15 protein-coding genes are annotated in these 13,797 nt (G+C 59.9%); 7 read left to right on the top strand and 8 right to left on the bottom strand.

Going from position 1 to position 13,797, the window contains the following annotated elements; all coding sequences use genetic code 11:
- The first annotated feature begins 8 nt into the window (after nucleotides 1–8).
- On the top strand, nucleotides 9–806 hold the full coding sequence (locus tag JET14_RS07400) for a hypothetical protein (protein WP_200337455.1): 798 nt from the start codon (nucleotides 9–11) through the stop codon (nucleotides 804–806).
- 24 nt (nucleotides 807–830) lie between these two features.
- On the opposite strand, the gene JET14_RS07395 is transcribed toward JET14_RS07400, so the two are convergent.
- From JET14_RS07395 to JET14_RS07380, 4 genes are all read right to left on the bottom strand, one after another.
- Nucleotides 831–2,609, bottom strand: coding sequence for a phage terminase large subunit family protein (locus tag JET14_RS07395; protein ID WP_200337454.1), 1,779 nt, complete (start codon nucleotides 2,607–2,609; stop codon nucleotides 831–833).
- On the bottom strand, nucleotides 2,599–3,120 hold the full coding sequence (locus tag JET14_RS07390; protein WP_200337453.1) for a DNA packaging protein: 522 nt from the start codon (nucleotides 3,118–3,120) through the stop codon (nucleotides 2,599–2,601). Before JET14_RS07390 ends, JET14_RS07395 begins: the two co-directional genes overlap by 11 nt.
- A 144-nt stretch (nucleotides 3,121–3,264) precedes the next feature.
- Complete coding sequence (locus JET14_RS07385) at nucleotides 3,265–4,296, bottom strand: helix-turn-helix domain-containing protein (protein ID WP_200337452.1); 1,032 nt, start codon at nucleotides 4,294–4,296, stop codon at nucleotides 3,265–3,267.
- Entirely contained in the window at nucleotides 4,293–4,649 is a 357-nt protein-coding gene (locus JET14_RS07380) for a hypothetical protein (protein ID WP_200337451.1), read from the bottom strand. Before JET14_RS07380 ends, JET14_RS07385 begins: the two co-directional genes overlap by 4 nt.
- Before the next feature lie 271 nt (nucleotides 4,650–4,920).
- Here JET14_RS07380 and JET14_RS07375 point away from each other — a divergent pair, with 271 nt between their 5' ends.
- Nucleotides 4,921–5,148 carry a hypothetical protein gene (locus JET14_RS07375; RefSeq protein ID WP_024705985.1) on the top strand — a complete coding sequence of 76 codons (228 nt, stop codon included), beginning with the start codon at nucleotides 4,921–4,923 and terminating at the stop codon, nucleotides 5,146–5,148.
- Here the strand turns inward: JET14_RS07375 and JET14_RS07370 are convergent.
- From JET14_RS07370 to ilvA, 4 genes are all read right to left on the bottom strand, one after another.
- Nucleotides 5,124–5,402, bottom strand: a complete 279-nt coding sequence (locus JET14_RS07370; RefSeq protein ID WP_200337450.1) for a hypothetical protein — start codon at nucleotides 5,400–5,402, stop codon at nucleotides 5,124–5,126. The genes JET14_RS07375 and JET14_RS07370 overlap by 25 nt on opposite strands.
- Nucleotides 5,403–5,423: 21 nt before the next feature.
- Complete coding sequence (locus JET14_RS23040) at nucleotides 5,424–5,669, bottom strand: helix-turn-helix domain-containing protein (protein ID WP_200337449.1); 246 nt, start codon at nucleotides 5,667–5,669, stop codon at nucleotides 5,424–5,426.
- Nucleotides 5,670–6,058: 389 nt separating this feature from the next.
- Complete coding sequence (locus JET14_RS07360) at nucleotides 6,059–6,379, bottom strand: HlyU family transcriptional regulator (protein ID WP_200337448.1); 321 nt, start codon at nucleotides 6,377–6,379, stop codon at nucleotides 6,059–6,061.
- Between the two features lie 98 nt (nucleotides 6,380–6,477).
- Nucleotides 6,478–7,728, bottom strand: a complete 1,251-nt coding sequence (ilvA, locus tag JET14_RS07355; RefSeq protein WP_200337447.1) for a threonine ammonia-lyase — start codon at nucleotides 7,726–7,728, stop codon at nucleotides 6,478–6,480.
- A gap of 104 nt (nucleotides 7,729–7,832) precedes the next feature.
- On the opposite strand from ilvA, the gene JET14_RS07350 reads away from it, so the two are divergent.
- From JET14_RS07350 to JET14_RS07330, 5 genes are all read left to right on the top strand, one after another.
- The gene (locus JET14_RS07350; RefSeq protein ID WP_200337446.1) at nucleotides 7,833–9,287 is read left to right on the top strand and encodes a TrkH family potassium uptake protein; all 1,455 of its coding nucleotides are present in this window, start codon (nucleotides 7,833–7,835) and stop codon (nucleotides 9,285–9,287) included.
- A 114-nt stretch (nucleotides 9,288–9,401) separates the two neighbouring features.
- Nucleotides 9,402–11,663: a phosphoribosylformylglycinamidine synthase subunit PurL gene (gene purL, locus JET14_RS07345; protein WP_200337445.1), complete on the top strand. Its 2,262-nt coding sequence runs from the start codon at nucleotides 9,402–9,404 to the stop codon at nucleotides 11,661–11,663.
- A 2-nt stretch (nucleotides 11,664–11,665) separates the two neighbouring features.
- Nucleotides 11,666–11,899, top strand: coding sequence for a BolA/IbaG family iron-sulfur metabolism protein (locus JET14_RS07340; protein ID WP_036237030.1), 234 nt, complete (start codon nucleotides 11,666–11,668; stop codon nucleotides 11,897–11,899).
- Nucleotides 11,900–12,051: 152 nt separating this feature from the next.
- Entirely contained in the window at nucleotides 12,052–12,387 is a 336-nt protein-coding gene (grxD, locus tag JET14_RS07335) for a Grx4 family monothiol glutaredoxin (RefSeq protein WP_200337444.1), read from the top strand.
- Nucleotides 12,388–12,516: 129 nt separating this feature from the next.
- Nucleotides 12,517–13,767, top strand: a complete 1,251-nt coding sequence (locus JET14_RS07330) for a multidrug effflux MFS transporter (protein WP_246750549.1) — start codon at nucleotides 12,517–12,519, stop codon at nucleotides 13,765–13,767.
- Nucleotides 13,768–13,797 lie beyond the last annotated feature (30 nt).

The following is a 13,797-nucleotide window of genomic DNA, read 5'->3' as shown; positions in this document are numbered from 1 at the left end:
CCAAAAGGTTGAAAGAAGAAATACAAATTTACCCAAAAGGTTTTGTTTTAAAATCTCCGGATTGGTGGGCGAAGTACTCTCCAATGGTGATTGGATTGAGTTTTCTATTCGGCGTAAGCTACACTTTGGGTGAGTTAGCCGTAATCGGCAATGGAGTAATTTCTTATGTAAGCCTATACGACATTATAGGTAAAACATTAATAGTTTCACCAATTATATTCTCTATGATATCTATTTTTATGATATTTGTCGTTAGCGCCGACGGCGCCGGGATGGTTGGTGACCCCCCGCTCAACAAGGAAGGAAAAAACCTTGTATATGCTTTTCTTCTGATATTAATAATTTGGCCGCTAAAATTATTCCTTCCTTACAAATATTTCGTATTCTTCTCTTCTTTTGCGATTTTGTTTGCAACCATGCTACTGCACTGGAGCCTAGAAGATAGATTCTCGGGGAAAATACCTCCTTTTATTCACTTCGTTTCAAACGTAATTATATTTATGGCGATAATTTATAATTACTCTGTTATTAATACATTTATTAAATATTATTCTGAATCAAATATAAAAGGAATATATTCTATTTGTACAGACAATAAATGTGTGGACTATAGATTAATTAGAAGGTTTCATGATATCACGGTAGCAAGAAATGTTTCTGACAACGTAGTTACATACATAAAAAGCGACAAAATAGATAAGATAAAGTACAAATCAGAGAGAGAAGATGCTAAAGGGCTTGATTTGAGTGTATTTTATGAATTGGGTGTTTCTTTGGGAAACCGGATAAAGAGTTTATTTGACTAGGGGTCGGCCTGATTCTTTTGAGACTTACTGCAACCATTTGCTCCTTACCACCCTCTGCACCTCCTGCCGACCCTGCGGCAAATCATGCCTCAGATCATCCGCCCGCTGAAGCCAGTTCACATTGACCAACTGCCGCGCAGCAAAGCCATAGACAACACAGTCCAGCGCCTCGGCCGCCCTTCCGGGTATCCGCTCAAAGCGCCGTGACGGCTGCCCCCGCGAATAGCGCACCACCAGCCGCTCACTGGCAAGCTGTTCGAACCAGACAGGCGGTAGGTCATTCGCGAAGCGGATCGTGCGCCCACGGGCCAGCCTCGCCACGATATGGGCCTTCAGGCCATCAACCCCCACCAGAAACAGATTGCCGCCGCGCTTGGTCTTTGAGCGCTCGATCCATTGCCGGTTCCCGGCGACACCCTTTCCCGCAACGATCTTGCGCCGGTAACGCGGAAAGCAGAAGGCATAGACCCGCTCCATGGTCTCGCCGTCGCCGCTGTCGACCACGGCGGCATCAAGCCCCATGCGCCCGCCGAGGGCATGCGGCCAGCGTGTCGAGAGCAGGCTTTCGAGTTCGGCCCACGTTTCCTCGTCGTGCGGACTGCCCCAGATGACGCGATGACCGAGGACCAGGCACTCGCCCGCTTCCGTCCAGCCGAGAAAGGAAATCTCAAGCCGGTCTCTCTGGACGTCAACGCCCGCTGTGAGCGCAAGCGCCTCTTGCGGGACCGGTTCAAGCCCGAAGGCCTCGCGGCGGCTGTAGAGGTCATTCTCGTCCAGCTCCTCGCCTGCCTCGTTCCAGCCTTCGGCCAGAATGGTGTTGGTGAACACCTGCAACAGCGCCGGGTCATCCTTGGCGGTAAGAAACTCCTTCGCCAGTTTGGCCCATGAGGCGTTCGCCAGAAGCGACACAAGCGCGTTGAGGCGGAAACCCGCATGATCGGTCACTTCGGGCTGTGTGGCCCGCCAGCGGCCGTCTGAGACCATTTGCGGCTTCCATCGTTCTTCGATCTCGCAGCCGCATGACGGGCAGTGATAGGCGGCGCGCTCCGGCTCGCCCTCTGGCCACTGGATATCCTTCCACTGGATCTCGTGGAATTCGCCGCATTCCGGGCACGGAACCTCAAACACCCGCTTGTCGGATTGCTCATAGGAGCGCAGGACGTGGCTTGTATTGGCATAGACCGGCGTTGAACCGATCACGATCTTGCGGTCGGCAAAGGACAACGTGCGCCGTTCGGCCAGCAGGATCGGCGAGCCTTCCGCGCCGTTCTCCATCCCGTCCACCTCATCGCAAAGCAGAACGCGGACATTGTGGCGGCGCAGGTTACGCGGTGCCTTGGCCGCAACAACCTTCAGAGAGCCGCCGGGAAAGCGCCTTGCCATGAGCGTGTTGCGCTCGCCGTCGCTGCCGCCACGGGCCAGAAGCCCGGTCAAGTCCGGCGAGGCGTTGAAGATCGGCTCGATATCCGAGACCATGTAGTCGCGGCAATCCGCTTCTGTCGGCAAAAGGCAGAGGATCGGTGACGGATCATTGGCGATATACCCGGCAAGGGCGCCGGTCAGCAGCGTTGTGAAGCCAACGCGGACGGGTTTGACCAGCGTGACGCGCTCGATAAGCGGATCACCGATGGCATCGGCAATATCGCGCTGGAAGGGCCAGAGGCGGACGGAACCGGGCAGCGCCGACACGTCATCGGGCAGCATGATCGTTTCCTCGATCCAGTCGGAAAGCCTGCGCTTCGGCGGCGGCATCAGGGCAGCGAGGGCGCTTTTGCGAACGTTCGCAAGGGTGTCAGTCGTCATTGGCGAGATCCTCAAGGGCGCGGCGGAGTTCGTTGTCGAAGACTTCGACGTCATGCGGGGTCAGGTGCGGCAGAAGCTGGCGGACGCGGGAGGGAACGGCGAGGACGCCAGCGCGGACCTTGCGCAGGACCGCCGCCCATTCCCGCTCGACGTCCGAGGCATGAACCAGTTCCTTGCGCAGGATGGCGTTCTTGATCTCGGCCGCGTCGGCCTGTTCCTTCGCCAGCCGGGCGCGCTCTGCGGTGAGCGAGGTCTTTTGCTTTTCCTCTCCGAACAGCGTTGGCCCCTTGGCGTGAGAGGCGGCGCGGGTGTGGTTGATGTTCTCGGAGATCCAGAGCTTGCCGCGCGCCACGTCGATCTTGCCATCTGCCTCGACCGGCAGGCCCTGCTTGACCATCTGCGAGATGCGTCCAGGCGAGACCTCGACAAACTTCGCGAAGGCCGATTTCGAAAGGCTTCGCGGCATCTGCGAGAGCGCCGGATCGGCGGTATTGCTATGCGTTTCCTGCATACCCATTCCAAACTAACCAATTGTTTTTAGGTATAAAATTTACTCTCAGTGACTGAAATCGCGGGGTGCCAAATACCCGCATCAGGGCCTAAAGGAAGGACCCGAGCGCGGTCTCTGGCCGTCATATCCGCCCTCTCTGCCCTGTCATCGCGCCGCAATCCTCAGGACGTTGCCCGCCTCGCTGATCGCTTCCTCCCTCAGGGCTGCATCAAGGCGCGCAAGGAAGCCGTCAAAGCCCTTCGGGCCGCAGTCGGGGAAATGGACCAGCTGATCCTGCGCAGGCGGCAGCGGCCAGCCTCTCTTGCGATAGACCGCTGCCCATTCACGCCACAGGCGATTGTCCTTCGAGGCTGCAACGGGTTCCATCTCATAAGCCAGATCGTCGAAGGCCTCTGCCCAGTGCTCGGGGTTCCCGAGGTTCTCGTAGACGTTCGGCCATCCATGGTTCGCTTGGTGATCCATCAGCCACTCGGGCCTTGGGTCTCTGCGAACGATAGGCGGTGGTGGTGGCAGTGGTCCCGGTCCCTTGATCAAGGCAGACAGCACTGCAACCGCCGCTGAGGCTGGCGTGATGTTGTGAGAATGCAACCTACTCCCTTCATCCCGAACCTTCTGCTCTTCGGCTGGCTGTTGCGGGAGCGGGGTGATTTCGGCTTCCGCGCGCGCGCCTAACTCAAAGGGTTCATTCAAAGATTTATTCAAAGAGTTTGTAGGAAACTGGCTTCTACCTTTTGCACCGTCAGATTTCCACGTTTCGGACGTCGGATTTCCACCTTTCGCAGCGTCAATTTCATCGTCCTGCACAAAACGTGGAAATGTGTTTCCACCTTTTTCAGCGAGGATTTCGGGCTGTTCTTGCTGCTCCGAACGCTTCAAAACAGCGAAGTAGGTCAACGTGCAGTTGCGCCCGCCCTTGCCCTTGGTCTTCAAGTGACCGCGCTTGGCAAGCAGGCGGACAGCGCTCTGGACTGTGCGCTCCGTACAGCCGACTTTCTCCGCCAGCGTGGCATAACTCGGCCATGCGCTGAAAATGCCGCTGTCGTTGAAGCGCTGGCGATTGAAGTGCTTGGAGATGAAGAACGCCACATTGGTGGCCGCGCTCTTGCTCAAAGCCTCGTCTTCGAAAACCTGATCAAGCCATGACAGGCGCAGGCGGGTATAATCGTCAACGCTCATGCCTGCCTCCCCTGCTCGACCTCACGGCCCAGCTTGGCCGCGACGCTGGCCTGAAGGGCGCTCAGCTGGAAGCGTTCAGTCAGGGCTGAAATGATCGCACTGCCGACGTCATAGCGCTTCTTGTGAAGCGTCTGCGTAACTTGCGAAGTCGGGTGATTCGCAGGCTGAAAACGTGAGACACCGGAAATTGAAAAACACTGTTTTCGTTGATCTTTTTCTTTTGTCTCAAATGCCCGTAAGCGGTTGGTTTCTTTTGCAGCAGGCGGTTTCTCATCGCCCACCATCCCTTCCCAGCCAAGATTTTCTTTTTCGCCGCGACGGATTCGGTTTCGGCTTGTGGCGGTTGTTTTCAATCGTTTGTGCTCAGGCTTCATCGTCGGAGACGGCGAACTCTTGAGGTTTTCCGCGTTTCGCGGCGGCGCTCGCCTTCGGAAGCGCTGACGACGCATAATATTAGCAAATCAAACGCTTAGCAGAGATGCTTTGGCCGCTAGAAGCCAGCAAGCCAAACAGCCCGTCAATCGTGTAATTTCCTCAACGTTAACAATAAATTACATTGTTATAATGCCTTGATTGCGCTGCCATTCGGGATTATACTTTGCCATATCGGGAGAGGAACCGAACATGGCTCGCTACAAATGTACCGATTGCATGATGGTGCAGGATACTGGGCGCGTTTGCCGCCGTTGCGGCAGCTATAGCCTCGCTGCGCTGGAAACGCATAGCGGAAGCGCGGTCGAGAAAGAGCAGCACACGCAAATGCCCGCCGCGGCGTCGTTCAACATGCCGGTGTGGATCTCCTTTTTCGGGATCGCCATACTGACGAGCTACCTGCTGATCTTCCACATGTAGCCGGTCTGCGGCAGCCAGCGCGCGACGGCAAACCGCGAATGATCATCAAGGACGGTGAGCGGATGACACCAGTCCCCCGAGACGAGCTGAAAACGTCCTTTGAAGTCCATCTGCCACAGCAGGCTTGGCGCTTCGCGCGCGAAACGTCCATAAGCCGGGCCGCGCGCTCGTGCGTTGCGTTCCCTTTTGTGACGGACCAGGATAGCATGGACGGACGAGGCCGCCGGCGGATCGTTCCCCGAACGCTCCGGCATGCACGCAATCTTGCGGGCACCCTAGGCTGGACGCGCATCGCGCACCGCCTGCTCGACCGCCCGATCGGTGCGCCGCGGACTGCTGTGCGGACGCCGCGAGCGATCCTGCGCCGCCTCGCCTGACCTGACACGCTTCAACCAGACATAACCCGCCTGGCGAGATATACCGAAGCGCAGGCACAATTGCGAAACATTCGCGCCCTCAAGCGCACAAAGTCGGCAAAACGCCAACCGTTGATCCACCGCAGACTTCGCCTCCCACCCCATCCCAACCTCCCGGATTGCTATCCGGGAAGTGTCAGGCATATCTCCGAACATCTGTCAGGTAAGTATCAAGGCCGTACAACAAGCCCGAGCATGACGGCCGGGAATTGGAGCAGGCTTTGTCAACACACTGAGCCGCCCGGCCCTTGTCCGGCACCCCCGCAAAGCCCCGCACCCGCCAGACAGACCCGGAGCAGTCAGCGGGACACGATCCGGGACCGGCCTCGTGCGCCCCGGCGCCTGCGATGCGGGCGCGCAAGGTCCGAAAGAAAACCGGCGAGACCGACAAAGCGCCAAAGGGCTTCCGCCTGTTGAGAAAGCCCGGCCTGTTCTTCGTCTGGATCGCCCTTGCCTGTTCACGTCTCGGCAGCACGAAGCTTCCGACGGCCCGTTCAGGCCGTGCGGTGCTTCTCGCCGTCGGAAAACAGCGATCTGCCGTTCTGGTCGACGATCTGCTTGCCTTTCTTGAGGCTCCACTCGATGGCTTCGTCCTGCGAGGCGAACAGGTCGGCCCGGATGAAGGTGCGAACCAGCGTCTCGTCACCGACTTCCTTCTCGATCCGGCCCTGAAGCCGGTACTGGGCGCCCTCCTTCACCGGCTCGGCGAAGATGATGCAGTCCTCGTGAACGATCGACTTGACGGCCTGCTCGTTCTCCTGGCCGCCGCCAGCGCCGGAAAACAGAGAACCGAGCTTCGAGAAAAACGATGCCATAAAACAAAACTCCCTTTTTAAGCGTTCTTAACCGATCGTTCCGGGTTTCGCCAGTCTCGCGCGGGTCTTTGGACCGCGACAAAGCTTCTTCCCCGCGCTCAGATGATCAGGTTGGCCAGGATCTCGTTTTCGGTGATATCCTGATATCTGAGACCGCTTTCCGTCATCTTCTCAAACAAGGCGGCGAAATTTTCCGGCTTCGCGGTTTCGATGCCGATCAGGATCGAGCCGAAATTGCGCGCCGATTTCTTCAGATATTCGAAACGGGCGATGTCATCCTGCGGGCCGAGAAGATTGAGGAAATCCTTGAGCGCTCCCGGGCGCTGCGGCAGCCGCAGGATGAAATATTTCTTGAGCCCCGCATAACGCATCGCCCGCTCCTTGACGTCCGGAAGCCGGTCGAAGTCGAAATTGCCGCCGGAAACCAGAACGACAATCCTGCGGCCGCGCACCCTCTCCGGCGGCAGCATGGAAAGCGCGGTCAGCGCCAGTGCCCCCGCCGGCTCCAGCACGACCCCCTCGACATTCAGCATCTCGGTCATCGTCGCGCAGATCGCGTTTTCCGGCACCAGCATCACCTGTTCGGGCGAAAACCGGCCGAGCGCCGCGAAATTGGCATCGCCGATCCGGGCGACGGCGGCGCCGTCGACGAAATTGTCGACCTCGTCCAGCGTCACGATTTCGCCCGCCTCAAGCGAGCGCCTCAGGCTCGGCGCGCCCGCGGGCTCCGCGAAGAGGAAGGCCTCGTCAGCAAGCTGCCCGTTGAAGTAACCGGTAATGCCCGCCGAAAGGCCGCCGCCGCCGACCGGCATGACGATCAGGTCCGGCAGCCCGCCCTCCTCCGGCCATTCGGCCTCGATCTCGGCGGCAACGCTCGCCTGTCCCTCGATGATGTCGGGATCGTCGAAAGGCGGCACCATCACGCCGTCATTCGCTTCGACAAAGGCCTTCGCAGCTGCGTAGCAGACATCGAAGATATCCCCGACAAGCTCGATGCGGATGTGACCGGCACCGAAAATCCGGGTCTTGTCAATCTTCTGCTGCGGCGTCGTCACCGGCATGAAGACGACGCCCTGAACGCCGAAATGGCGGCAGCAATAGGCAAAGCCCTGGGCGTGATTGCCGGCAGAGGCGCAGGCGAACACCCTGTCGCCGCCGCCTTCGGCCATGCGCTTGCGCATGAAGTTGAAGGCGCCGCGCAGCTTGTAGGAGCGCACCGGCGTCAGGTCCTCGCGCTTCAGATAAATGTCGGCCTCGAACGCAGCGCTCAGGTGGGCATTGCGCTGGAGCGGGGTCGGCCCGAACAATTGCCGCAAGGCCGTGGTCGCTTCTCTCACTTCGTCGCGCATTCTTCTGCTTCCCATTGAGTTTGTGCCGCTACACCGCTATGGCATAGATCACGGGTTTGGAAAAACCCCGCTAATGACACAGAGTATGACAGGGTACGGTCTCCTTGAACGCCACTCTATTGCGGTCTGCTTTCTATATCGCGGCCATTTGCGGGATCTACCTTGCCGCCGCCATGTTCGTGCCGGCCATGGCCGACCTCTATTATGCCAATGACGACTGGCAGGTCTTCGCCATCTGCGGCTTCATGGTGGGCGGCACCAGCGTCGTCACCGCCGTCGCCATGCGCGGCAATCCTCCGCCCTTCAGCCGCAGGCTTGGCTTTTTTCTCGTCAACCTCCTGTGGATGACCTTCGCGCTGGTCGGCTCGATCCCGATCTTCCTGGCGCGCGGGGACCTGACCTTCGCCCAGGCGCTGTTCGAGGCCGTCTCGGCCATCACCACCACGGGCTCCACGGTCCTGACAGGCCTGGACGACGCGGCGCCCGGCCTCCTGCTCTGGCGCTCGCTTTTGCAATGGATGGGCGGCATCGGCATCGTCGCCCTCGGGCTCTTCATCCTGCCGTTCCTGCGCATCGGCGGCATGGCCTTCTTCAAGATGGAATCATCGGACACGAGCGACAAGCCCTTCGCCCGCATGGCAAGTTTCACCAGGGCGTTCCTGGCCATCTATGTCGGCATCACCATTGCCTGCGCTGTCTCCTACGACCTGGCAGGCATGTCGCATTTCGATGCCGTCAATCATGCGCTGACGACGGTGGCGACAGGCGGCTTCTCGACGCATGACGCCTCGTTCGGCTATTTCGACAATCCGAGGCTGCTCTTGATCGCAAGCTTCTTCATGACGCTGTGCAGCCTGCCCTTCTCGATCCTGATCCTGTTCGTGGTCCGCGGCCGTCTCGATACGCTGCGCGACCCGCAGATCATCCTGTTTCTGTCCTATCTGGCGATCGCGGCCTTTCTTCTGGCGCTCTATATCAGCCTCGACGGGCAAATGGACTTCGTCAACGCGCTGGTCCAGTCGCTGTTCAACGTGTCCTCCATCCTGTCGACCACGGGTTTCGCCAGCACCGACTACACCGCCTGGGGGGCGTTTGCCGTGGTGATGGTCTTCTTCCTCACCTTCATGGGCGGGTGCTCGGGCTCGACGGCCGGCGGCATCAAGTCCTACCGCTTCCTGATTCTCTACAACATGCTGTCCACCGGCATGAAGAAACTGATCTATCCGAATGCCGTCTACTCGATCCGCTACGGCCGTCTGAGCGTCGATTCGGAGACGCAGCGCGCCGTCTCGATGTTCTTCACGGCCTATATTCTTCTGTGGGCCTTCGGCAGCCTCGCCATGGCCGCCTTCGGCTATGACCTGATCACGGCGACGTCGGCCGTTCTGACGGCGCTCTCGAATGTCGGCCCGGGTCTCGGCAATATCATCGGCCCCTCCGGCAATTTCTCGAGCTTCGCCGATCCGGAGCTTTACCTTCTGTCTGTGCTGATGCTGCTCGGCCGTCTCGAAATCCTCACCGTCGCCGTCATCCTGATGCCGATGTACTGGCGGGGCTGAAGTGCCGGAAAACCGTGCAGCAGCGGCGGAGGAGCTTCCATTTCGGCCTGAACCGCTTTATTGAGTGGCGAAAAGCGCCGAACGTCGAAAACCAATGCGGGATGCTCTTGTCTCATGACACTTTCCAACACTCAGGCGATCACGCCTGAACTCGTCGAAGCCCACGGACTGAAGCCGGACGAATACGAGCGGGTTCTGGAGCTTATCGGCCGCGAGCCGAGCTTCACCGAACTCGGTATTTTCTCCGCGATGTGGAACGAGCACTGCTCCTACAAATCATCCAAACGCTGGCTGAGGACGCTGCCGACCACCGGGCGGCGGGTTATCCAGGGGCCGGGCGAAAATGCCGGCATCGTCGACATCGATGACGGCGACTGCGTCGTCTTCAAGATGGAAAGCCACAACCACCCCTCCTATATCGAGCCCTATCAGGGGGCGGCGACCGGGGTCGGCGGCATATTGCGCGACATCTTTACCATGGGCGCGCGCCCGGTTGCGGCCATGAATGCGCTGCGCTTCGGCGCGCCGGACCATCCAAAGACCCGGCACCTCGTCTCCGGCGTCGTTGCCGGCGTCGGCGGCTACGGCAATTCCTTCGGCGTGCCGACGGTCGGCGGCGAAGTGGAGTTCGACGCCCGCTACAACGGCAACAATCTGGTCAACGCCTTTGCCGCAGGCATCGCACGATCTGACGCGATCTTTTACTCGGAAGCCAAGGGCGTCGGCCTGCCGGTCGTCTATCTCGGCGCAAAGACCGGTCGCGACGGGGTTGGCGGCGCGACCATGGCATCCGCCGAATTCGACGAGGATATCGAGGAAAAGCGCCCGACCGTGCAGGTTGGCGACCCCTTCACCGAAAAATGCCTTCTGGAAGCCTGCATGGAACTGATGCAGACCGGGGCGGTGATCGCAATCCAGGACATGGGCGCTGCGGGGCTCACCTGCTCGGCCGTCGAGATGGGCGCCAAGGGCAATCTCGGCGTCGAGCTCGATCTCGACCGCGTGCCGGTGCGCGAAACGGAAATGACGGCATACGAGATGATGCTGTCGGAAAGCCAGGAGCGCATGCTCATGGTGCTCGACCCGGAAAAGGAAGAGGAAGCCGAGGCGATCTTCCGCAAATGGGGTCTTGATTTCGCCATCGTCGGCAAGACCACCGACGATTTGCGGTTCCGCGTGCTGCACCGGGGCGAGGAGGTTGCCAACCTGCCGATCAAGGAACTGGGCGACGAGGCGCCGGAATATGACCGCCCATGGCGCGAGCCGGACAGGCGCGGCGAACTGCCCGCCCATCTCGTCGAGGCGCCGAATGACTATAACGCCGCGCTTCTGAAAATCATCGGCGGTCCGAACCAGTCGAGCCGGCGCTGGGTCTATGAGCAGTATGACACCCTGATCCAGGGCAATTCGCTGCAGATCCCCGGCGGCGATGCCGGCGTCGTGCGCGTCGACGGCCACCCGGTGAAGGCACTCGCCTTTTCCTGCGACGTGACCCCGCATTACGTCGAGGCCGACCCCTTCGAGGGCGGCAAGCAGGCGGTTGCCGAATGCTGGCGCAACATCACCGCCACCGGCGCGGAGCCGCTTGCGGCAACCGACAATCTCAATTTCGGCAATCCGGAGAAGCCGGAGATCATGGGCCAGTTCGTCAAGGCGATCGAGGGCATCGGCGAGGCCTGCCGCGCGCTCGACTTTCCGATCGTTTCCGGCAACGTCTCGCTTTACAACGAAACCAATGGCGAGGCGATCCTGCCGACGCCGACCATCGGCGGTGTCGGGTTGATTGCAGACTGGCGCAAGATGGCGCGAATCGGTTCCTTTTCGGAAGGCGACCATGTAATTCTCATCGGCGCCGACGGCGAACACCTCGGCGCAACCGCCTATATGCGCGACGTTCTCGGCCTCATCGACGGTCCGGCGCCGACGGTCGATCTCTATGTCGAGCGCCGCAACGGCAATTTCGTCCGCTCGGCCATCACCAACGGCCAGGTCACAGCCTGCCACGATATTTCCGCCGGCGGCCTGGCCGTCACGCTTGCCGAAATGTGCATGGCCGCCGACAAGGGCATGAAGCTGAGCGTCGAACAGGCGCGCGGCCTGCCCCATGCCCTGCTGTTCGGCGAGGATCAGGCCCGCTATGTGATCACGGTGCCCGCCGAATACGGCAACTTCGTCTGCGCTTCGGCGGAAGGCAGCGGCGTGCAGTTCCGCCGTCTCGGCAAGGTCGAGGGTGACGCGCTCGAGATCGATGATCTCATTTCCCTCTCCGTCGGGGAGTTGCGCGAGACCCACGAAATGTGGTTCCCTCGCTTCATGTCCGCGGCAGGCGGCAACGGCCCGTCGGCGGAAGAACCGGCGGCAAACGAGGAGCACTGAGCATGGCAATGAGCGCGGGCGAAATCGAAGACATGATCAAGGCAGCCATTCCCGACGCCACGGTCACGATCAGGGATCTGGCGGGCGACGGCGATCATTTCGCCGCCGAGGTCGTGTCGGAAAGCTTCAGGGGCAAGACCAGGGTGCAGCAGCATCAGATGGTCTACGACGCCCTGAAGGGGAATATGGGCGGCGTGCTGCATGCGCTGGCCCTTCAGACATCGGCTCCGCAATAGCGGAGCCCGCCGGCGGTTTACGATGAATGCCGGCAATGATTGATTTCTGCCGGTTTCACATGCTTTGGACTTGGCGGTTGTCAATCGATCGATTATATGCTGAAAGCAAATAAACGCTGCGGACCTTGAACCCGTATGTGAAAGGATTGCCCATGAGTGACATCAACACCTACATCAAAAGCGAAGTCGACGGGAACGACGTCGTCGTCTTCATGAAGGGAACCCCGCAGTTTCCGCAGTGCGGTTTCTCCGGACAGGTCGTGCAGATTCTCGACTATCTCGGCGTCGACTACAAAGGCATCAACGTGCTGGCCGACGGCGATCTGCGCCAGGGAATCAAGGATTATTCCAACTGGCCGACCATTCCCCAGCTTTACGTGAAGGGCGAGTTCGTCGGCGGCTGCGATATCGTGCGCGAGATGTTTCAGGCCGGAGAGCTGCAGGAACATCTGTCCTCCAAGGGCGTGGCGGTGCGCGGCGCGGCATAGGCGCCGGTCACCGGCAGGGTTTTTCCCGACGGGCAGGCGCCCATGCGGCTGCCCGGACAGCATTTTGCAGACCTTCAGGAACGGGCGTCGCGCATGCGGCGCCTTATTTTGCTTTCAGGATTAATTGTTGTGACAGAGACATTACAAAGTGCGGGACCTCTGGTGCGCAAGGCGCCCGGCAAATGGGAGCTGGTCGCGATGATGGCGGGGCTGATGGCGCTCAACGCGCTGGCCATCGATATCATGCTGCCGGGCCTCAAGCAGATCGGCGCCAGCCTCGGCGTCGAGGCCGAAAACCAGCATCAGTTCATCATCACGTCCTATGTGCTGGGCTTCGGCGTGGCGCAGCTTGCCTATGGCCCTCTGGCGGACCGGTTCGGGCGCAAGCTGCCGCTGCTTGTCGGCCTGGTGATCTATTTCATCGGCGCGGTTTTCTGTGCCTTCGTACCAAGCTTCACCATGATGCTTGTGGTGCGCTTCTGTCAGGGGCTCGGTGCGGCGGCAACCCGCGTCATCTCCGTCGCGGTCGTGCGCGACCTTTACGGCGGCCGCAAGATGGCCGAGATCATGTCGCTGATCATGATGGTCTTCATGATCATTCCGGTGATCGCGCCGTCGATCGGCCAGACGATCATGCTGTTCGGCGACTGGCATCTGGTCTTCGTGTTCCTCGGGCTCGCAGCGCTCGGCAATTTCTTCTGGGTCACGTTCCGCCTGCCGGAAACCCAGCACCCCGAAGACGTGATCGAACTGACGCCGAAGGCGGTGCTGCACAGTTTCGCCTATGTGCTGAGCAACCGCGTTGCGCTGTTCTACACGCTTGCGACCACCTTCATCATGGCCTGCATCTTCGGCTTCGTGACCTCGGCGCAGCAGGTCTATGTCGACATCTACGGGCTCGGCACGCTGTTCCCCCTCGCCTTTGCCGGCATCGGCATCATCATGGCGGGTTCCTCGCTCGCCAATTCGCGGATTGTCGGCAGGATCGGCATGCGCAGGCTTTCGCACGGCGCGTTGATCGGCTTCGTTGTGACCAACGGCGTCTGGCTGGCGATCGACCTGATGTTTGCCGGCGCCATGCCGTTCTTCGTCTTCTACGTCATCTTCGCCATCGCCTGGTTCCAGTTCGGCTGGATCGCGCCGAACTTCAACGCGCTGGCGATGGAGCCGCTCGGCCATGTGGCGGGCGCGGCGTCCTCGATCCTCGGCTTCGCCAGCACGGCAGGCTCAGCGCTGCTCGGGGCGGTGATCGGCCTTTCCTTCAACGGCACAACGACGCCGATGATCGCCGGTTTCTTCATCTTCGGCGTCATCGCCCTCGGCTTCACGCTGATTGCGGAAAAAGGCAAGCTGATGCAGCCGCATAACCCCGAAGTCTGACGGCGCTTGCACAATTGCGGCACTGAGACA

It is taken from the genome of Martelella lutilitoris, from assembly GCF_016598595.1.
Taxonomy (GTDB): Bacteria; Pseudomonadota; Alphaproteobacteria; order Rhizobiales; family Rhizobiaceae; genus Martelella; species Martelella lutilitoris_A.
This window is presented reverse-complemented; position numbering and strand designations above follow the sequence as displayed.

What these genes read in the sequence shown, in the direction of transcription:
- JET14_RS07395 (WP_200337454.1), bottom strand. Translation starts at nt 2,609, where the DNA reads ATGACGACTGACACCCTTGCGAACGTTCGCAAAAGCGCCCTCGCTGCC.
- JET14_RS07390 (WP_200337453.1), bottom strand. Translation starts at nt 3,120, where the DNA reads ATGCAGGAAACGCATAGCAATACCGCCGATCCGGCGCTCTCGCAGATG.
- JET14_RS07385 (WP_200337452.1), bottom strand. Translation starts at nt 4,296, where the DNA reads ATGAGCGTTGACGATTATACCCGCCTGCGCCTGTCATGGCTTGATCAG.
- JET14_RS07375 (WP_024705985.1), top strand. Translation starts at nt 4,921, where the DNA reads ATGGCTCGCTACAAATGTACCGATTGCATGATGGTGCAGGATACTGGG.
- JET14_RS07370 (WP_200337450.1), bottom strand. Translation starts at nt 5,402, where the DNA reads ATGCCGGAGCGTTCGGGGAACGATCCGCCGGCGGCCTCGTCCGTCCAT.
- JET14_RS23040 (WP_200337449.1), bottom strand. Translation starts at nt 5,669, where the DNA reads ATGGGGTGGGAGGCGAAGTCTGCGGTGGATCAACGGTTGGCGTTTTGC.
- JET14_RS07360 (WP_200337448.1), bottom strand. Translation starts at nt 6,379, where the DNA reads ATGGCATCGTTTTTCTCGAAGCTCGGTTCTCTGTTTTCCGGCGCTGGC.
- ilvA (WP_200337447.1), bottom strand. Translation starts at nt 7,728, where the DNA reads ATGCGCGACGAAGTGAGAGAAGCGACCACGGCCTTGCGGCAATTGTTC.
- purL (WP_200337445.1), top strand. Translation starts at nt 9,402, where the DNA reads ATGACACTTTCCAACACTCAGGCGATCACGCCTGAACTCGTCGAAGCC.
- JET14_RS07340 (WP_036237030.1), top strand. Translation starts at nt 11,666, where the DNA reads ATGGCAATGAGCGCGGGCGAAATCGAAGACATGATCAAGGCAGCCATT.
- grxD (WP_200337444.1), top strand. Translation starts at nt 12,052, where the DNA reads ATGAGTGACATCAACACCTACATCAAAAGCGAAGTCGACGGGAACGAC.